Raw genomic sequence first — 18,968 nt, forward strand, 5'->3', positions numbered from 1 at the left:
CAGAAGCGGGAACGCGGATCGGGCGGATCAGGTGGCGAGGAATTCCTCGGGGTGCTCGTGCCGGATGCGCGCCATGAGCTCGGGCGTGACCTCCACACCGCCCTCGGCGAGCGCGTCCAGCACCACGCCGTGCAACGGGGAGGCGTTCGCCACCGTGACCCGCGTGCCCGGCGCGACCCGGCCCAGCTCGGCGAGGATCGCGTCGCGCATCGCCGGGTGCTCGGAGGTCGCGACCGAGCCATTGAGGAGCACCGGCAGCTCCCCCGCGGCGAAGTCGGCGCCGACGCGCCGCGCGCACCACTCGGCGTACCCCACGAAGGCGGTCGCCTGGTGGTCGACGATGGCGCGCGCGACCGCGTCGCCCTCGCCGGCGAGCGCGAGGACGAGCCGGGAGGCCTGCCAGAGGTCGCTGCCGGGCAGCGCCCCGAAGCGGCGGGTGAACACGTGCCGCAGCTCGCCCGCATCGGCGACGCCGTAGTGCGCGCACAGCGCCTCGGTGAGTCGCGTGGCGGGCCCCATGCCCATCCACTCGCGGCAGGCCGCCTTCATCGCGCTGTTGCCGAGGCCCTGCCCGCCGAGATCGTCGAACACGTACCAGCCCGAGCACTGCTCGCGCCCGTCGGCGGAGCGGGCTGCGACGGCCGGGCCGGTGCCGACGGTGATCGACACGCCGACGCCGCTGCCGTCGATGAGACGCAGGGACGCGAAGCCGTCGTTCTTGACACTCCAGCCACCGAGCCCCGGCAACTGGCCGGCGATCCGCTCGTCCCAGAACGCGGCGTCCTCCGGGTAGTCGACGCCGGCCAGGCGGAAGGCCGCCGACCGGACGTCCGCGGCCGTGGCGCCCGCCTCCTGAAGTGCGGAGGCCGTGGCGCCGAACACCGCCTGCTCGGCGACCTCGATGCTCGCCGCTCCGTAGATGTCGCCGCGTCCGCCGCGGCCACGACCGAGGACGGCGCCCTCGCCGTCGACGACGAGGGCGACCGTCTTGGAGTTGCCCGCATCGACGGCGAGGAAGAACGGACCCGACTCCGCGCGCTCCGCCATGCTCAGCGCAGCAGCCGCTCGGGCAGGTACGCGCGGTGCGCGTACGCCATCTCGTCGTACAGCTCCTCGGCGACCCGCAGGGTGGGCACCATCGGGTTGGCGGCGAGCGCGCGGATCCCGTCGGCGCGCGTCCCCTTCCAGGCGGCCTCCGCCGCGAGGTACTGGTATTCGGCGAGCTGCTGCACGAGTCCGCGGACGGCGTGCGGCAGCGGCTTCTGCGGCAGCGGCGTCACACCGCTACCGTCGACATCGCACCACATCTCCACGACGACATCCTCGTCGAAGCCGGGCAGCACGCCACCGGTGTTCGGGAGGTTCACGGGGAGGCGGGCCGGAGCATCGTTGTAGTACGCGCTCATCACGTCGATCGCCAGCTCGAGCTCGTGGATGCCGCCGCGCGAACGGCGCGGGTCGAGCTCGGGCACCGCCGCCTGCGACTGCTCGTCGTAGTGCTCCCAGTATCCGGGGAGCGCCGCGAGCAGGTCCTCCGCACGGGTCGTCCGTGCCCCCTGAAGCTCGCGCAGGATCTCCTCGCGGAAGTAGTAGTACTGGAAGTAGTCCGCGGGCACCGAGCGCATGGTGACGGCCAGCTGCAGCATCCGCTTCTCGAGGGTGCCGAGCGTCGGGTCGTCCTTGCGGGCCTCCCAGGCGGCGTCGAGGAGCGGCATCAGGTCCTGGCCGTCGTAGGTGTGCTCGGTCGACCAGCAGTTGTGGTTGACGCCGGCCATGACCACGTTCGCCCGCTCCGGGTCGAGCCCGGCGGCACGCAGCACCGTCTTCGGGAAGACGATCGGCCCCTCGCACATCGACCAGATCGTGCGGTCGGTGAAGCGGGTGACCGCCTGCGAGACGATGTTGACGGGGTTGGTGTAGTTGAAGAGGATCGCGTTCGGCGCCACGGCGTCGAGGTCGCGGATGATGTCCTCGTAGATGTGGATGGAACGCAGCGACATGAAGAACCCGCCGGGTCCCTGCGTCTCCTGGCCGATCACGCCGTGCTTCAGCGGGATGCGCTCGTCGAGCGCGCGAGCCGCGAAGTTGCCGGGACGGAAGCTCGAGAGCACGGCGTCGGCATCCTTCAGCGCCGCACGGCGGTCGGTCGTGGACGTGATGCGGATGTCCAGCCCCTTCGCCCGCGCGATCTTCGCGCCGATCGTCTCAACGGCCTCCAGCCGGGCCGGGTCGACGTCCTGGATCACGATCTCCGAACCGTCGAACTCTTCGCCGTGTTCGAGGATGGACGCGATGGTCCCGGCGCCGCGGGACGATCCCCCGCCGATGTAGACGAGCTTGATGGAAGCCATGGGTGTGGGTGTTGCCTTTCTGTCGGGGTCCGGCTGGGCTCGGAGGATGGTCTGGTCAGCGGGTGGTCTGGAGGAGGCCAGCGGCGCTGCGGTCGACGAGGAAGCGCGCGTCGGAGCACTCGGAGAGCACGGTGGCCGGCCAGTCGGGCTCGTAGGCGTCGGCCGCCGCGAGCCGCTGGACGGTCTCGCGCTTGTGCTCGCCGGTGACGACCATGAGAGCGCGCCGCGACAGCTCGCGGATCGTCGCGATCCCGACGGTCACGCCGAACCGGGGCGCCTCGTCGAGGCTGCGCAGCGTGGGGAAGGTGCCCAGGTTGTCCCGGCGGGTGTCCTCGCCCAGCGGCACGACGCGGGTGACGGTGTCGGCGCCGGCGCCCACCGGGTTCAGCGCGACGTGCCCGTCGGACGCGCCGGAGGCGAGCAGGAAGACGTCGATCCCGCCGGCCTCGGCGAGCGCGCGGTCGTACTGTCCGGCCGGAGCGGCCGCGTCCGGATACCAGAGGTTCTCCTCCGGGATCCGGTGCTCCGGCGTCGCAGCGGCGTTCAGCAGACCGAGGATCTCACGCCTCCCGAAACCGACGCAGCTGTGCGGGAGGTCGGGGTCGATCGCGCGGAAGCCGCCTTCGGCCTCCTCCACGTACTCGTCCATCAGCGCTACGACGACGCGGCTGAGGTCGAGGTCGCGCTCGGCCACCAGCGCGGCGAGGTGGGCGTACGTGGCGATCGGGCTGCGTCCGCTCGGGCAGCCGAGGACGAACGTGCGTCCGTGCGCCGCCGCCTCGGCGATCGCGTCGGCGATCTCCGCAGCGGCCTCCCGCCCGACGTCGTCGGCCGTGTCGAGGATTTCGGGCGCGATGCGCATGGGTGACTCCTTAGGGTGCTTCTGGTGGTGCGAAAAATGGCGGTGGGCGCGGGATCACTCCTTGAGGGCGCCGTTGAGCACGCCACGGATGAAGTGACGCTGGAAGAACGCATAGAGGATCAGCACCGGCAGCGCGACGATCAGGGAGCCTGCGGCGAGCAGGTTCACGTCGAGCGTGTGCTGGCCCTGGAAGACGCCGAGGGCGAGGGTCGCGGGCTGGATCGACGGGTCGGCGATGAAGACCAGCGAGAGGAAGAAGTCGTTCCAGGTCCACATGAACGACAGCAGCGCGAGCGTGAGCACGGCCGGGCGGGAGATCGGCAGGAGGATCTGGAAGAGCACTCTCCAGCTGCGCGCGCCGTCCATCTCTGCCGCCTCGATCAGCGACGGAGGCACCGCGCGGAAGGTGGCGCGCATCCAGAACGCGCCGAACGGCACGCCCATGCCGATCTGGATGATGATCAGGCCGAGCCACGAGTTCGTCAGCCCGATCGACTGGAACGTGTAGTACAGCGGGATGATGAAGACCTCGGCCGAGATCATCAGCCCGAACAGGATCAGCGGGAAGATGACTTTCTGACCCGCCACCCCGAGCACGCCGAACGCGAACCCGGAGAGGATGGCCAGCACGGTCTGGCCGAGGACGGCGCCGATCGTGATGACGGCCGACGCGAGCATCGCCGACCCGAAGTTGCCCTCGTTCCACGCCGTGATGAAGTTGTCGAAGTGCGGGTTCAGGAGGTCGAGCTGGCCGCTCCGGCTCGGGCTGAGCGCGGTGAACAGGAACCAGACCACCGGGAACAGCACGAGGATCGTGACGAAAGCCAGGATGGTGTGGTTGAGGAGGCGCTCGGTGCGCGAGATCATGCGTCCTTCTCCTCGGAGAGCCGGGTGATGATGAGCGCGACGCCGAGGCAGACGACCGCGATGATGATGCCGATGGCGGCGGCCATGCCGACGTCCGGGTTGAGGAACGCCTTGCGGTACAGCAGCAGCGCCGGCGTGGTCGTTGAGGTTCCCGGGCCACCCTGTGTGGTGATCCAGACCAGGTCGAAGGCTCGCAGCGCTCCCGTCACCGTGAGCGTCAGCGCGACTGCCACCTGGCCCTTGAGGCTCGGGAGGGTGATCGAGAAGAACTCCCGGATCGGGCCGGCTCCGTCGATGCGGGCCTGCTCGTAGAGCTCGGTCGGGATGGCCGCGACACCGGCGACGAACAGCACCATGCAGAGACCGAGGGCGGTCCAGGTTCCGATCACGCCGAGCGCCGGAAGCGCCCAGGTGAAGTCGCCGAGCCAGTTCTTGGCCAGGTCGCCCAGACCGACAGCGCGGAGCGCCGAGTTGAGCGGCCCGTCGGGGCCGTAGATGCGCTTCCAGATCACCGCGACGACGACGCTGGTCAGCACCTGCGGGAGGAAGAGCAGCCAGCGGTAGACCCCGCCGCCGCGGAGCTTGCCGCGGCCGAGCAGAGCGGCGGAGAGCAGTCCGAGTGCGATCGGCAGGAGCGCGAAGAAGACGACCAGCACGAGCACGTGCCAGAGCGACTCCAGCAGCGCCGGGTCGGTGAAGAACGAGACGTAGTTGTTGACGCCCACCCAGCGGGCGGCGCTCACGCCGTCCCAGCTGTAGAACGAGTAGTTCACGCTCTGCAGGATCGGGACGATCACCACGAAGCCGTAGAACAGGAGGGCCGGGGCCGCGAACGCCAGCCCGAGCCAGCGTCGGCGCCGGGCCCGTGGCGAGAGCGTGCGCCGCGGGGCGCGCGGCCGCTTGACGCGGCCACGGCCACCGCCGCCGGCCTCCGGTGCAGCGGCCGGGGTCGCCGGCCGCTGCACCACCTGGGACGAGGTCATCCCGTCAGCCCTGCTTCCGCTGGGCCTGGAAGGCGTCGTAGTCCTTCTGGCCGGCCGCCGCGAGCTGGTCGGGCGTGACCTGGCCGGCGTAGAGCTGCTGCAGCTGGCCGCCGATGGTGTCGATCATCGTCGGCGTCGACCAGTCGAAGTACGGCACGTAGCCGTTGCCCTTGTCGAGCTTCTGCTGCGCGGTGATCTCGCTCGCGAGCTCGGGGTTGCCTCCCGGCACGGTCACGTCGGAGTGCAGCAGCGGGAGGAAGCCGTGGTCGACCGCCAGCTGGGCCGTCGTCTTCGACGCCATGAAGTCGAGGAAGGCCGCCGCGGCGTCCGGGTTCTTCGACTTGGCCGAGATGGACAGGTTGGCGGCGGTGGAGCCGGTGCCGACCACCTTGTCGCCCTGCGCCTGCGGCAGCTGCACGTAGCCGTACGTCTGCTTCTGCGCGTCGGAGAAGCCGAGCGAGCCGGTGTACTCGAACCGGAACGCCGACTTGCCGCTCAGGAACTCGTTCTGGGCGTCGGCGTACTGGATGCCCGCGTAGTTCGGCGTGAACCAGCCGGCGTCCGCCCACTTCTTGACGTCCTTGGCGGCGTCGACGATTCCGGTGGAGGTGATCGGGACGTTGCCGCTGGAGTAGACGAAGTCGCCGATGGACTTCGACGACGCGTACAAGTCCTGCGTCGCGAACAGGATGGAGGTCGCCGAGCCCTTGTCTTGCGAGCCGTACGAGATCGGGGTGATGCCGGCGGCCTTGACCGCGGCGGCGTCCTTCTCGAAGTCGGCCAGCGTCTTCGGCACGGGGAGGCCGAGCTTGTCGAGGATGGCCTTGTTGTAATACAGGCCGATCAGCGACGAACGTGCGGCGGGGGTCGCATAGAGCGAGCCGGTGCCCATCTGCTTGCCATCCGGCGTGAACTCCAGCTGGCGGGCGATGGTGTCGGGGATCTCCTTGTTCCAGCCGTACAGGTTGGAGTAGGCGTCCAGGTTGAGGATGCGGCCGCCCTTGGCGAGGGTGCCCATCGACTGCCAGCCGTTGTTGACGAGCGCGATGTCAGGACCGTTCGGGTCGGCGAGCCGCAGGTTGAGGGTGTTCATCACCTGACCCCAGTCCTGCGTGGTGCGCTTGATGGTGATGTTCGAGTGCTGCTTCTCGAAGTCCTTGACGACCGCGTCCATCCACTTGCCCTCTTCGCCCTGCCAGAAGTCGAGGATCTTGAGGGTGACGGCCTTGCCGGACACGTCTTTCGAGACAGCGTGCGAGGTGCCCGCAGCAGTGGAGCCTCCGGGGGCGCACGCTGTCAGGCCGAGGGCCAGTCCAGCGGTGAGCGCGAGCGCTCCGGCGAGGTGCCTCTTTTTCATGCGAGTCTCCTTTAACTCGTGAGCCAGGGTGGCGCCGATGACCGGCGCGGAACCAACCGTAACCATAACCAAACCAGATAGTCCATTCGAGAACGAATTAACAGCCAACGGTCGAACTGGTATGGTCACTGCTGTGAAGACTCCGACGATCGCAGAGCGCGTCATCCGCGACCTGAACACGTCCCTCAATCACGGCGTGTACCCGCCCGGCACGCGGCTGCCGGGCGAACGGCAGCTCGCCGAGAGCCTCCATGTCAGCCGGAGCACCATCCGCACCGCGCTCGAAGACCTGGAGCGCCAGGGCCGCATCGCCCGCTCCGCCCAGCGCGGGTGGTTCGTGCCGAGCCCCACCGTCGGCGAGCCGCCGAGCACGCTGCAGAGCTTCACCGAGATGGCGCGACTGCGCGGACACCGGCCGACCGCGCAGGTGCTCGAGAAGAGCATCCGCTCGGCGACGATCGACGAGGCCGAACGGCTCGGGATCGCCCCGGGCGCCGACGTGCTGGTGCTCGTGCGGCTGCGCGGCATGAACTCGACACCGATCTGCGTCGACACCAACGTCATCCCGGTGTCGGTCGCCTCCGCACTGGTGGAGGCCGACCTCACCGACGCTTCGCTCTACGAGTCGCTGCAGACGCTCTGCGCGGTCGACATCTACCGCAGCGCCTACAGCGTGCAGGCCGACGCGGCCACCACCGAGCTGGCCGGCCTCCTGCACATCTCGGCGGGAAGCCCCGTACTGGTCGGCCGGGAGATCGCCTACGACCGCAGTGGAGGCCCGGTGCTGCTCGGGCTGAACACGTACCGCGGCGACGCCTACCGGTTCGAGGCGGATCTGTACCGGGCGGGGTAGGGATACTTGCCGCGGCCCGCCGCGGCCGCGCTCACAACCGCGGGTCGACCGGTTCGGACTCCATCGCGAGCACCGCGAATACGGCTTCGTGCACACGCCACAACGGGTCGCCCTCCACGAACCGGTGCAGCGACTCGAGCCCGAGCGCGTACTCGCGCAACGCCATCGACCTCTTGTGGCCGACGTTGCGGTCGCGCAGCCGCTCCAGGCTGGACTCCTCGGTGTAATCCGGTCCGTAGATGATGCGCAGGTACTCGCGCCCGCGCACCTTGATGCCCGGCTGGGCCAGGCCGCGCTCGTTCCGCACCAGCCCGGCGGCGGGTTTGACGACCATCCCCTCGCCGCCGGCATCCGTGAGCGTCGTCCACCAGTCGACCGCGGCGGCGACCGAATCGGAGTCGTCGAGGTCGATGTCCATGCGCTGCGTCGCGCGGACGAGAGCCGGATCTGCCTCGACGAGGCGGTCGGCGAGCGCCAGATGCCAGGCGTGCTCGCGCTCGGCGTACACGCCGCCCTCCCCGGCGAGCACCTGGAACGGCGCGAGCTGGACGCCGTCGATTCCGTCCGTGCGCTGGACGTAGCGCCGGTACGCGTCGGTGTAGAGCGCCGCGTCGGCCTCCCGCCGGCGTGTCCGCTCCAGGACCGACGCGACGTCGAGTCCGCGGGCGGCCGCCTGCTCCAGCGTCGCCACCGCCGCGGGAAGCGCCGACGCGGCTGCCGCGCCGACCGCCGCGTACTGCTCCCGGATGAGCGCGCCGGCCTTCAGAGACCAGGGCAGGATCTCGCCATCGAGCAGCAGCCAGTCGGTCGTCAGCTCGTCCCAGAGCCCGGCGCGCGAGACCGCGTCGTGCAGGCGCGAAAGGAAGCGGGCCTCATCGTCGCGGGACGGGAAGAACCGCCGCCCGGTGCGGGTGTGGACGATGCCCCGCCACTCCGCCTCCGCACCGAAACGGGATCCGTCGCGCGTCACGAGAGCGACCGCCCGCGAGCCCATGTGCTTCTCCTCGGCGATGAGCCGGGTCACTCCGCTCTTGCGGTACGCCTCGAACGCCTCGTCGGGATGCTCCAGCATCCCGGGCCGCGACGACGGCGCGGGAGGCGACATCGTGGGCGGCAGGTACAGCAGCCAGCGCGGGTCCACGGCCCAGCGACTCATGGTCTCCAGCGCCCCGAGGGCGAACTCCGGGCGCAGCCGGATCCCTCCGGAGGTGCGCGTCTCGACGATCGGAGTCTCCAGCACGTCCTCGATCCGGAGGACGTCGTCCTCGCGCTCCGCCGACGTATCCACGGCGAGCGCGAACGGGCGCGCCGGCTCGCTCCAGAGCTGCTCCGCCGGCACGGACACCACCTCGTTCTCCGGATACCGCAGCGCGGTCAGCGCTCCTCCGAAGACGCATCCCGTGTCGAGGCACATCGTGTTGTTGACCCATTCGGCCCGCGGGACCGGTGTGTGGCCGTACAGGACGGTGGCCGCACCGCGGTAGTCGCGCGCCCAGTCGAGACGCACCGGGAGGCCGTACTCGTCCTTCTCGCCGGTGACGTCACCGTACAGCGCGAACGCCCGGACGCGTCCCGAGGCCCTCCCGTGGTAGTGCTCCGGGAGGCCGGCGTGCGCCACGACCAGCCTTCCGTCGTCGAGGACCAGGTGCGAGACCAGCTCGCGGCAGAACGTCTGCACCTCGTCGCGGAACTCCGGCGTCTCGGCCGCCAACTGCGCGAGCGACACCTCCAGGCCGTTCGCCACCGTCACCTTGTCGCCGCGCAGGGCACGAGCGAGCTTGTCCTCGTGGTTGCCGGGGACGGCGATGGCGTGCCCGGCGCCCACCATGCCCATCGCCAGCCGCAGGACACCGGGGGTGTCCGGGCCGCGGTCGACCAGGTCGCCGAGGAAGAGCGCACGGCGGCCCTCCGGGTGCACGGCGTCGACCGGGCGTCCCTGCGCGTCGCGGCGGAGGTCGTAGCCGAGCCGTTCGAGGAGGGTCTCGAGTTCGGAGCGGCAGCCGTGCACGTCTCCGATGACGTCGAACGGTCCGTGCTCGTCCGTGCGGTCGTTGAGCAGCCGGGTGCGCACGATCGTCGCCGCGTCGATCTCGGCCTGGTCACGGAGGACGTGCACCGTCCGGAAGCCCTCGCGGCGCAGGCTCGACAGACCGCTGCGCAGTTGCTTGGCCTGCCGGCGGATGACGTCGGCGCCGAAGCCGCGGTCGGCGCGGGCCTCCGTGCGCTCGACAGCGACTCGCTCCGGCACATCGAGCACGATCGCGACGGGCAGCACGTCGTGTTCCTTGGCCAGCGCGACCATCGACTTGCGCGCGGCCGGCTGCACGTTGGTCGCGTCGATGACGGTGAGCAGCCCGTTGCGCAGCCGGGTGGCGGCGATGTAGCGCAGCGCGTCGAAGGCGTCGCCGGTCGCGCTCTGGCTGTTCTCGTCGTTGGAGACCAGGCCGCGGAAGGCGTCGCTGGACAGCGTCTCCCACGCTCCGAACTTGGTCCGCGCGAACGTCGACTTGCCGGATCCGCTGACTCCGACGAGCACGACGAGGGAGGTGGCGGGGACGGTGAGCTCGGTCATGCGGCGACCTCCTTCGTGAACAGGGCCAGTTGGGTCGGCGGCCCGAGCACGGGGTCGGGCTCGCCCACGGCGCGGAACTCCACCCGGTAGCCGTAGCGGTCGGCGATCGCGCCGGCCCACGCGTGGAGCTCGGCCCTGGTCCACTCGAAGCGGTGATCCGGATGCCGGAAAGCGCCGGCCGCGAGCGTCGGGTACAGCACGTTGTACTCGGCGTTCGGCGTGGTCAGCACGACGGACCCGGGCTTCGCCAGTCCGAACACCGAGCGGGCGAGGGCGTCGAGGCGCTCCGGCTCGACGTGCTCGACGACCTCCATCAGCACGATCGCGTCGAGCCCGGCGATGCGGTCGTCCTGGTACGTGACGGACGAGGGATGCAGGGTGATGCGCTCGCGCTGGGCGTCGCTGCGCTCCGCGAGGTCGAGTCGCTTGGCCGCGGTCACGAGGGCGGCGGGCGAGACGTCCGTCCCGACGATCCGGGTGTAGCGCGGGTCGACCGCAAGGCGGACGAGGAGCGCTCCCGGTCCGCACCCGACGTCCGCGACGGAGCGGGCGCCGACGTCGTCGAGGGCGGCCAGGACGGCGTCGGCGCGCAGTCGGTTGAGCGGGCGCGCCTTCTCCTCCGTACCGTCCTCCTGCTCCTGACCCTCTGCGGCGGCGGCCGCCGCGGCGGTGCCCTGGTCGAGTTCGGCGAGCCGTGCCGTCGCGGCGTCGACGTACTCGCGCTGGTGCGCGAGGTACCGCCGCGAGATCAGCTCCCGCTCGGGATGCTGCGCAAGCCAGCCCTCCCCGTTGCGCAGCAGCTTGTCGACCTCGGCGTCGGCGACCCAGTAGTGCTTGGCGTCGTCGAGCACCGGGAGGAGCACGTAGAGCTGCCGCAGGGCCTCGCCGAGCCGCATCGTGCCGCTGAGCGTGATCGCTGCGTACGGCGCCGCTCCCCATTCGGGGAACCGCTCGTCGAGGAGCCCGGTCGCGACCTCCAGCCGCCACCCCAGCGGTTCGAAGAGACGGTGAGCGAGATCCGCCCCACCGCGCAACGGCACCGCGTGGAGGCCGATCCGAAGGTCGAGCGCAGCCGCTGCCAGCTCGGGTCGCGCATCGCAGCGGCCCGTCATCGCCGTGCGGAACACCGCGCCGAGCGCGACCGCGAGCATCGAGCCCGATGCGTACGGACGATCGTTGACGTAGTGACCGAGCGTCCCGGCGTCACCGCGGAACCGCTTGCTGCGGACCAGCTCGACCGGGTCGACCTCCAGCAGCAGCGCGGCCGTGCAGGTCTGTTCGTCGAGCTCGGGGTAGAACACATGCGCCTGCCCGACCGGCAGGTCGAAATCGTGGACGCGCCCGGGATGCTTGTGCAGGAGGTAGCCGAGATCGCCCGAATCGGCTCCCCGGTAGGAGAGGGTCAGCAGCATGCGAGGTCCTCCATGGCGTCAGGGTCACGGCGAACTCGGCGGACCGGATGGCGGAAGCAGCCTAGTGCCCCGGCTCGCCACGCCGCATGCGCCGCGCGATACCCGCCCCGAACGGTCCCTTTACAGGGCCCGAACATTCGGGAGCGACGCTGAGGGAGACCGGGGAAGAACCTCCGGCGCTCACCTCTGAACGGGAGAATCATGCCCACACGCATCACCGGCCTCGTCGTCGCCGCGGCCGCGGGAGTCACCGGCCTTGCCCTGATCGGGTCGCCCGCGTTCGCGGACACCACGCCGACGCCGACGCCCTCGCCCACCCCGAGCTCGACCGCGAAGGCGCACGCGCCACACACGCTCGCGGAGGTCCAGGCAGCAGGCGCGAAGGCGACCAGCGACCGCGAGACCAAGCTCAGCGCCGCGATCACGAAGGTCACCGGCGACAAGTCCCTCACGTCGAACGACCGCTCCACGATCCTCGGCACGTTGAACGCCGACCTCGCCGCGATGAAGTCGTCGGCCTCGGCCATCGCCGCCGACAGCACGATCACCCAGGCCACGACCGACCTGAAGGCCGTCTACTCGAAGTACCGGGTCTACGCCGTCGCCCTCCCTCAGGCCCGGCTCGCCGCCGACGCCGACCGGTTGACCGGCACGGCCCTCCCGAAGCTCACGAAGGAGCACTCGACGCTGGCCGGGCTGCTCTCCGGAAAGGACAAGGCCACGTCGACCGCGGCGCTGCAGTCCGACCTGAGCGACATGAGCGCGCAGATAGCGACGGCCTCCCGCGACGCGAGCGGGCAGGCGTCGGCGGCTCTCGCTGTGACACCCAGCGCGTACGACTCGAACCACTCCGCGCTGTCGTCGGTGAAGTCGTCGCTGGAGTCCGCCCGGACCGCCGCCAAGAAGGCAGCGTCGGACGCGAAGACGATCAGGCAGGCGCTGAAGTAGCGGGGGACCGCGCGGCGGGGGCGTCGGCGTCAAGCCGTGCGGGTCGTAGGGTCGGAGTATGGCCAGCAGTGATCCCTCCCCTCGCCCCGTCGTCCTCGTCACCGGAGCCTCCCGCGGCATCGGGCGCGCCATCGCGGAGGAGCTCGGCCGCACGCACCATGTGCTGGTCGGCGGCCGCGCCGCCGACGCGGTCGCCGGCGTGGTCGCCGCGCTGCCCTCCGCCGAGCCGTTCGTCGGCGACTTGACCGGGCATGACCTCCCTCCCCTGCCCGACCGCCTCGACGCGATCGTGCTCTCGGCCGGCGTGGAGGACGGCGGCACCATCGCCGACACCGACGACGCGACCTGGCGGCATGTGTTCGAGGTGAACGTGTTCTCGATCGCGGCGCTGCTCCGGCAGGCTCTTCCCGCGCTGCGGGCCGCGCAGGGTCTCGTCGTCGCGATCAACAGCGGCTCGGGCCTGACGAGCGGAGCGGGCGGCGGCGTGTACTCCGGTTCCAAGTTCGCGCTGCGCGCCCTCACCGACGCGCTGCGCGAGGAGGAGCGTCCCCACGGCGTACGCGTCACCAGCATCCACCCGGGCCGCGTCGACACGGACATGCAGCGCGCTCTCGTCGCCCGCGAAGGGCACGACTACGACGCGGCGTACACGATCACCCCGGAGATGGTCGCCGCGACCGTGCGTGTCGCCGTCGACCTCCCGAGCACGGGCACCGTGGAGTCGCTCACCGTGAGGCCGATGCGGCGGCGGTGAGCGTGCGGGAGGCACGACCTTCGTCACGAATGTCGTGTTTCGTGGCACGAATGTCGGGATTCGTGACGAATCTCGGCTCGCGGTCGCAGGGCGCTAGCGCAGCATCCCCTGCGACCGCGCCGCGTTGACGGCGGCGGTGCGGGAGGCCACCCCGAGCTTCGTGAACACGTGCACCAGGTGCGACTTCACCGTCGCGTCCGCGATATGCAGCCGGCGCGCGATCTCGGCGTTGCCTGCCCCCCGCGCCACCAGCTCCAGCACTTCGAGCTCACGGGCCGAGAGGGTCACCTGCGGCGAGCGCATCCGGGCCATCAACCGGCTCGCGATCACCGGCGCGAGCGCGCTCTCGCCGGCGGCTGCGGCCCGCACGGCGGCGACGAGCTCGTCGGGGGGCGCGTCCTTGAGGAGGTAGCCGCTCGCGCCCGCCTCGATCGCCGACAGGATGTCGGTGTCGGTGTCGTAGTTCGTCAGCACGAGCACGTGCGGCGCCGACGGGAGGGCGCGGATGCGGCGGGTGGCCTCCACGCCGCGCGGGCCGTCGGCGAACTGGAGGTCCATCAGCACGAGGTCGGGGGCGGCTGCCGTCGCGAGGGCGACCGCATCGTCGGCGGTCGGTGCCTCTCCGACGACCTCGAGGTCGGCCTCCCCGTCGAGGAGGGCGCGGATGCCCGCGCGGACCACAGGATGGTCGTCGGCGATGAGGATGCGGATCACGAGGCCTCCTTGCGCGCCCGAAGCGTCACCGTCACGGAGGCCCCCTCCCCCGGCGCGCTCTCGACGGCGAGGTCGCCACCCAGCTGGGCCACGCGCTCGGCGATGGCGCGGAGCCCGAACGAGTCGCTGCCGCCGGCGCCGGCTGCGACGGAGCCGGGGTCGAACCCCACCCCGTCGTCGGCGATGCGCAGCACCGTCTCGTCGTCGCCCTGCCGCAGCAGAATGCGCGCGTGGGTCGCCCCGGAGTGCGTGCGGACGTTCGCCATCGCTCCCTGCGCAATCCGCAGGAAGGCCGTCTGGACGTCCATCGGCAGGTCGATCGCCTGCGGCGTCTCGACGTCGACGCGCAGCGATCCGGGCACGGCCTGCGCTGCGCCGAGACGCCGGAGGGCCTCGCCGAGGCCGCCGTCGAGCGACGGAGGCGTCAGCTCCCGGATGATGTGCCGGGTCTCGGCGAGGCTGTCGGCCGCGGTCGACCGGGCCAGCCGGATCTGCTCGATGCCGGGACCGTTCGGGTCGGCGCGCTCGGCGGCGTGGAGGAGCAGCTGGATGCTGGAGAGCCCTTGCGCGACGGTGTCGTGGATGTCGCGGGCGAGCCGGCCGCGCTCGGCCAGGGCGCCTTGCTCCCGCTCGGTCGCGGCGAGCCGGTCGCGGGTCGCCATCAGCTCGGTGAGCAGGGCCTCCCGCTCCACCGCCTCCCGGGCCAGCGCGCGGTAGCCGAGCCCGAGGAGGATCGCGACCGCCGCACCGATCACTGGCCCGATCACGACGCCCGCCGAGAAGCCCTGGTGCAGGCTGAGGGCGACGATCGCGACGACCGTGAGCAGCACGACCGCGACGGGGCCGACCCACCGCGGCAGCAGGTGGAGGCACAGGAAGAACAGCGGGAACGCCAGGTAGGCGGCCTCAGGGACGACGATCACCAGCCCCACCCAGACCAGCCCGAGCGCGCACATCCAGAGGATGCCCGCCCACCTCCTGCTCTGCGGAGGGACGACCCGGATGAACAGGCTCGCCACGTACACCAGCGCGAACAGCACCACGAGGATCAGCCCCGCGAGGGCCGCGCCCTGCCCGAGCCCGGGCAGCCGGACGACCACCAGGACGAGCAGCGCGGCGATGAGCGCGTGCAGCCCGACGCGCAGTCCGACGAAGACCGGGGTGAGGGCGCTGTGGGACATGACGCCTCCAGCCTAGGGACCGATCGCGGCGGCGGCATCAATGGAAAGTCGGAGAGGAGGTTGGATCGTGCTGACGATGTGACAGTCGCGCGACCCGAGAAGGCTGGAGGAACGGAGGCGGAACCGCTTCGCCCCGGAAAGGACTCCTCGTGTTCGTCGCCTGGCGGGATCTGCGTCACGCCCGCGGCCGGTTCCTCCTCATCGGGACCGTCGTCGCCCTCATCACCGTGCTGGTCGGCTTCTTGTCCGGCCTCACCGGCGGCCTCGCCGCCCAGAACATCTCCGCCGTGCTCGGGCTGCCGGGCGACCGCCTCGTGCTCGAGAAGCCGGCCGACGGAGCCGCGAGCTTCAGCGAGTCGTCGCTGTCACCCTCGACCGTCGAACACTGGCGTGACGCCACCGGCGTCGACACGGTCCTGCCTGTCGGCATCGCCCAGACGCGCGCCCAGTCCGGCTCGAGCTCGACCGGCGTCGCGCTCTTCGGCCTCCCCGATGCCGGCGCGTCGACGGACACCGACCTGACCGCCCTCGCGCCCCGCGCCGACGACACCGTCGGCCTCTCGGCCGGTGCCGCCAAAGAGCTGCACGCCTCCGCCGGTGACACCGTCACGATCCTCGGCGGCGACTACCGGGTGGCGACCGTCGGCGGCGACGCCTGGTACAGCCACACCCCGGTCGTCGCGCTGACACCCGCCGCCTGGGCGCAGGCGGACGAGCGGATGGGCGGCGACGGCCGCCCGACGGTGCTCGCGGTGACCGGCACGCCCGACTGGGACGCCGTCGCCGCGGCGACCAGCACGAGCGCGCAGCCGACCCTGCTCAGCCTGACGGCCCTGGAGGCCTTCAAGAGCGAGATCGGGTCGCTCGGCCTCATGGTCGCGATGCTGTTCGGGATCTCCGCCCTCGTCGTCGGCGCGTTCTTCACCGTCTGGACGATGCAGCGCTCCGCCGACATCGCTGTGCTGAAGGCGCTCGGCGCGACGCAGCGATCGCTCGTGCTCGACGCGCTCGGCCAGGCGCTCGTCGTGTTGGTCGGCGGCATCGGGCTCGGGATGCTGATCGTCCTCGGGCTCGGCGCCCTCGCCGGAGGCGCCCTGCCGTTCCTCGTCGCGCCGATCACCACCCTGGTGCCCGCGGCGGCCATGACCGTCCTCGGGCTCGCCGGCGCCGCCGTCGCCCTCCGCACCGTCACCCATGCCGACCCTCTCACCGCACTCGGGAGCAACCGATGATCACCCTCGACGACGTAACTCTGACCTTTCCCGACGGCGCCGGCCGCATCACCGCGGTCGACCAGGTCACCCTCCACGGCCGCCCCGGCGTGGTCACCGGCATCACCGGGCCGTCCGGCTCCGGCAAGTCGAGCATCCTCGCCCTCGCCGCGACCCTGATCCGTCCGGACTCCGGGCGGGTGCTGATCGACGGGGAGGACGCCACCCGGCTGTCCGCCGAGCAGGCCACCCGCCTGCGCCGCGAGAAGATCGGCATCGTCTTCCAGCAGTCGAACCTGCTGCCCTCGCTGACGGCCCGCGAGCAGTTGCAGGTGATGGGCGAGCTCGGTGGCGCCCGGCGGAGTCCCGTGCGCACCGCCGTCCGCGACCGGGTCGACGACCTCCTCGACGCGGTCGGGCTCACCGGCCACGCCGACAAGCGGCCGGCCCAGCTCTCGGGAGGTCAGCGCCAGCGGGTGGCGATCGCTCGCGCGCTCGTGCGGCAGCCGTCCGTCCTCCTGGTCGACGAGCCCACCAGCGCGCTCGATCAGGAACGCGGTGCGGCGATCATGGACCTGATCGCCCGGCTCACGCACACGCAGGAGACCGCGACGCTGCTCGTGACGCACGACCTCGTCCACTCGCCGACCCTCGACGAGATCGTGACCGTGGTGGACGGCCGGCTCGCGAGCGACAGCCGGGTCGGGAGGTAGGGCCGCGGGGCGCGCGTCAGCTGCGGCTCGCCGCCCACTCCTCCGCCAGCAGCGACCACACCTGCTTGTCGTGGAACACGCCGCCGACCGGCCACGCTTCCCGGAGGACGCCGTCGAGCGTCATCCCGAGGCGCCGGGCGACGGCGGAGCTGCGTTCGTTGTCGGCGCGGCACCTCCACTCGGCCCGGTGCATGCCGCGCTCGTCGAAGGCGTAGGCGAGCAGCTCGCGGACGGCGCCCGTGATGTGGCCGTGCCCCTCGGCGCCGGGCTCGAGCCAGCAGCCGACCTCGAACGAGCCTGTCGCCGTCGAGAACTCGACGAACATGACGCCGCCGACGAGCACGTCGCTAGCCCAGATGCCGTAGATGCCCGCACCCTCCCGAGCCGCGCGCTCGGCGTAGCGGCCGAGCGTGGCGCGCGCACCATCGACGTCGGTGGTGACGAACGACGGCCCCACCCACGGGCGGATGTGCTCCCGGGCGCGGTCGAGATGCGCCGCGAACTCCTCCGCCCGCCACGGCTCCAAGGGTCGGAGGGTCGCGCCGGACGGGAGGGTGGTCGAGAACATGGGGCAACGCTACACGGAGGCTGCGGTCGCACCGGACCCTTCGGCGCCCCTCACCGGAGTGTCCGCAGGTCGAACGCCCAGGCGTTCACCCGGATCGGGACGCCCTTCGGGTACTCGCCGTCCTCCTCGCCGGTGTTCACGAAGCCGACCGAGCGCGCGAGCGCGTTCGACGCGGGGTTGTCCACGCGCGGGAAGGCCAACATCGTGTCGCGACCTCCGTGCGCGGCGGCCTCTTCGAGCAGCAACCGGATCGCACGTCGCGCGTACCCGCGGTGCTGGTACGGCACGAACACGAACCACCCGCACTCGAGCACCGGGAGGCCGTGGTGCTCGATCTGCCAGTAGCCGGCCGTGCCGACCGGCTCGGCCACGCTGTCCGTCCACACCGTGAACGGCGACACGGTCCCGTCGGCCTGGCCCCGAAGGAAGCGCTCGTGACGCCGGCGCACGACCTCCTCATCCAGCGGGCCGCCCAGGTACGTGGTCATCTCCGGCGCGTTGTTGCGCAGCTCGACGGCCAGATCGTCGTCGGTCCACGGCTGGAGCCGCACGTCGTCGTCGCTCATGCGGGGAGACTACGCGCGACGACCGACGGTCCGAATCCCATGTATCAATGTTCATATCTACCGGACTATTCGTAATGCGAACGTTCCTTCGCACAGCACAACTGCGACGCTCGGACTTTCGGCGCATGCTCGCGTTCATGTCGTAGTCGCTCGTCACGGGAAAAGGCCTTCAGGATTCGTGAGTTGCTGGCCGGCTCGAAGCAATTTCAGCCGCACACAGCTGTGCGGTTGCCTGATCCGTCCGGAAATACGTGAAGATGCCTCTTCGCCGGACGATCAAGTCGAATGCATGCGAATCGGGGCCATCCTGACGTTCCATACGAACTCCCGTGGAGCCGAGCCGGTCGGAGACACTCATAGCGCGGATCTTCGTATTGACGTCGCGCGGAAGTGATAGGAGAAGCTTTGGCTCACGCTCGGTCGTCCAAACCGACACTGTCGATTCGCTCGCCAAAAGGATGAGGTCCTGCGGGATGGTGGCACCCGGCCGGCTGACGTGCAATTCGCCAGCGAATTGGTCGGTGCGGAACGTCGGCCAGGCTACGGCTTGGCTCCCGATGCTGCGAACAGATCTGCGGAACCGTTGCCATCCGAGCGCGCTCGGATGGATGATCGCAAGCCCCGCGGCGACCACCAGGGCGACCACGGCCGTCCAATCAAACTGGGCACCGTTCACGAGCGCCCAAGCGATTCGAAAACCGGCATAGGCAATCACGAGGACCAGGCCGCCCCAGATCCATGCGGTGCTGGAACGCACCCCGGAGTGCGTAGCGGAGCTCGCTCCCTCAGACTCATCGGGGCTCAGGCCACCGGCGAAGACCAGCGGGGACGCGTCGCCCGCGGACCCTCCGCCCCTGCGCGCCTCACGCCGACGAAGCATGTCCGCCGTGTAAAGGATCGAGTATGGGACGAAAATGCACGCCATCAGCGCCCAGAAGGCCCAAGTGGAGTTCATGAATCCCTGGACATTGAAAATGGCGAACCCGAATAGTCCCAAGCCAACTGGCGCTGCGATGATAAGCACGCTCAATCCAAGGTGGCGCCATCCATCTGGCC

The 18,968-nt window shown here is 70.8% G+C and carries 18 protein-coding genes; 5 read left to right on the forward strand and 13 right to left on the reverse strand.

Translation table 11 applies throughout. From position 1 onward, the window contains the following. Positions 1-27: 27 nt before the first annotated feature. The 6 genes from ASF88_RS16035 to ASF88_RS16060 are packed head-to-tail and all read right to left on the reverse strand — an operon-like array spanning position 28 to position 6,420. The gene (locus tag ASF88_RS16035; RefSeq protein WP_055921013.1) at positions 28-1,047 is read right to left on the reverse strand and encodes an N-acetylglucosamine kinase; all 1,020 of its coding nucleotides are present in this window, start codon (positions 1,045-1,047) and stop codon (positions 28-30) included. Between the two features lie 2 nt (positions 1,048-1,049). Further along, positions 1,050-2,351, reverse strand: coding sequence for a family 4 glycosyl hydrolase (locus ASF88_RS16040; protein WP_055921016.1), 1,302 nt, complete (start codon positions 2,349-2,351; stop codon positions 1,050-1,052). A gap of 55 nt (positions 2,352-2,406) precedes the next feature. Then, a complete protein-coding gene (locus ASF88_RS16045) occupies positions 2,407-3,213 on the reverse strand; it encodes a 6-phosphogluconolactonase (protein WP_055921019.1) in 807 nt (268 codons plus the stop codon). Between the two features lie 54 nt (positions 3,214-3,267). Next, entirely contained in the window at positions 3,268-4,080 is an 813-nt protein-coding gene (locus tag ASF88_RS16050; RefSeq protein ID WP_055921023.1) for a carbohydrate ABC transporter permease, read from the reverse strand. Continuing rightward, positions 4,077-5,063: a carbohydrate ABC transporter permease gene (locus tag ASF88_RS16055; RefSeq protein WP_082519025.1), complete on the reverse strand. Its 987-nt coding sequence runs from the start codon at positions 5,061-5,063 to the stop codon at positions 4,077-4,079. The genes ASF88_RS16050 and ASF88_RS16055 overlap by 4 nt, the downstream gene beginning before the upstream one ends. A 4-nt stretch (positions 5,064-5,067) precedes the next feature. After that, a complete protein-coding gene (locus ASF88_RS16060; RefSeq protein WP_055921026.1) occupies positions 5,068-6,420 on the reverse strand; it encodes an ABC transporter substrate-binding protein in 1,353 nt (450 codons plus the stop codon). A 133-nt stretch (positions 6,421-6,553) separates the two neighbouring features. Here ASF88_RS16060 and ASF88_RS16065 point away from each other — a divergent pair, with 133 nt between their 5' ends. Further along, the gene (locus tag ASF88_RS16065; protein WP_200935311.1) at positions 6,554-7,273 is read left to right on the forward strand and encodes a GntR family transcriptional regulator; all 720 of its coding nucleotides are present in this window, start codon (positions 6,554-6,556) and stop codon (positions 7,271-7,273) included. Between the two features lie 31 nt (positions 7,274-7,304). Here ASF88_RS16065 and ASF88_RS16070 read toward each other — a convergent pair whose 3' ends face one another. Next, the gene (locus ASF88_RS16070; RefSeq protein WP_055921032.1) at positions 7,305-9,845 is read right to left on the reverse strand and encodes a polynucleotide kinase-phosphatase; all 2,541 of its coding nucleotides are present in this window, start codon (positions 9,843-9,845) and stop codon (positions 7,305-7,307) included. After that, positions 9,842-11,257, reverse strand: a complete 1,416-nt coding sequence (locus tag ASF88_RS16075; RefSeq protein WP_055921035.1) for a 3' terminal RNA ribose 2'-O-methyltransferase Hen1 — start codon at positions 11,255-11,257, stop codon at positions 9,842-9,844. Before ASF88_RS16075 ends, ASF88_RS16070 begins: the two co-directional genes overlap by 4 nt. 201 nt (positions 11,258-11,458) lie before the next feature. Here ASF88_RS16075 and ASF88_RS16080 point away from each other — a divergent pair, with 201 nt between their 5' ends. Together ASF88_RS16080 and ASF88_RS16085 are read left to right on the forward strand one after the other, a co-directional pair. Continuing rightward, positions 11,459-12,205: a hypothetical protein gene (locus ASF88_RS16080; RefSeq protein ID WP_055921038.1), complete on the forward strand. Its 747-nt coding sequence runs from the start codon at positions 11,459-11,461 to the stop codon at positions 12,203-12,205. 58 nt (positions 12,206-12,263) lie between these two features. Next, a complete protein-coding gene (locus ASF88_RS16085; protein WP_055921041.1) occupies positions 12,264-12,959 on the forward strand; it encodes an SDR family oxidoreductase in 696 nt (231 codons plus the stop codon). A 93-nt stretch (positions 12,960-13,052) separates the two neighbouring features. Here the strand turns inward: ASF88_RS16085 and ASF88_RS16090 are convergent, their stop codons facing one another. Further along, the gene (locus ASF88_RS16090; RefSeq protein ID WP_055921044.1) at positions 13,053-13,673 is read right to left on the reverse strand and encodes a response regulator; all 621 of its coding nucleotides are present in this window, start codon (positions 13,671-13,673) and stop codon (positions 13,053-13,055) included. Beyond that, positions 13,670-14,854 carry a sensor histidine kinase gene (locus ASF88_RS16095; protein WP_055921047.1) on the reverse strand — a complete coding sequence of 395 codons (1,185 nt, stop codon included), beginning with the start codon at positions 14,852-14,854 and terminating at the stop codon, positions 13,670-13,672. Before ASF88_RS16095 ends, ASF88_RS16090 begins: the two co-directional genes overlap by 4 nt. Before the next feature lie 149 nt (positions 14,855-15,003). On the opposite strand from ASF88_RS16095, the gene ASF88_RS16100 reads away from it, so the two are divergent. Next, positions 15,004-16,086 (forward strand): ABC transporter permease, encoded by a 1,083-nt coding sequence (locus ASF88_RS16100; RefSeq protein WP_055921050.1) that lies wholly within the window; start codon positions 15,004-15,006, stop codon positions 16,084-16,086. Beyond that, the gene (locus tag ASF88_RS16105) at positions 16,083-16,778 is read left to right on the forward strand and encodes an ABC transporter ATP-binding protein (RefSeq protein ID WP_055921053.1); all 696 of its coding nucleotides are present in this window, start codon (positions 16,083-16,085) and stop codon (positions 16,776-16,778) included. Before ASF88_RS16100 ends, ASF88_RS16105 begins: the two co-directional genes overlap by 4 nt. 16 nt (positions 16,779-16,794) lie before the next feature. On the opposite strand, the gene ASF88_RS16110 is transcribed toward ASF88_RS16105, so the two are convergent. From ASF88_RS16110 to ASF88_RS16120, 3 genes are all read right to left on the reverse strand, one after another. Next, a complete protein-coding gene (locus ASF88_RS16110) occupies positions 16,795-17,346 on the reverse strand; it encodes a GNAT family N-acetyltransferase (RefSeq protein WP_055921056.1) in 552 nt (183 codons plus the stop codon). 50 nt (positions 17,347-17,396) lie between these two features. Then, positions 17,397-17,912 carry a GNAT family N-acetyltransferase gene (locus ASF88_RS16115; protein ID WP_055921059.1) on the reverse strand — a complete coding sequence of 172 codons (516 nt, stop codon included), beginning with the start codon at positions 17,910-17,912 and terminating at the stop codon, positions 17,397-17,399. Between the two features lie 169 nt (positions 17,913-18,081). After that, positions 18,082-18,669, reverse strand: coding sequence for a hypothetical protein (locus tag ASF88_RS16120; RefSeq protein WP_157498404.1), 588 nt, complete (start codon positions 18,667-18,669; stop codon positions 18,082-18,084). Positions 18,670-18,968 lie beyond the last annotated feature (299 nt).

This window comes from Leifsonia sp. Leaf336 (assembly GCF_001423695.1).
Lineage (GTDB): Bacteria > Actinomycetota > Actinomycetes > Actinomycetales > Microbacteriaceae > Leifsonia.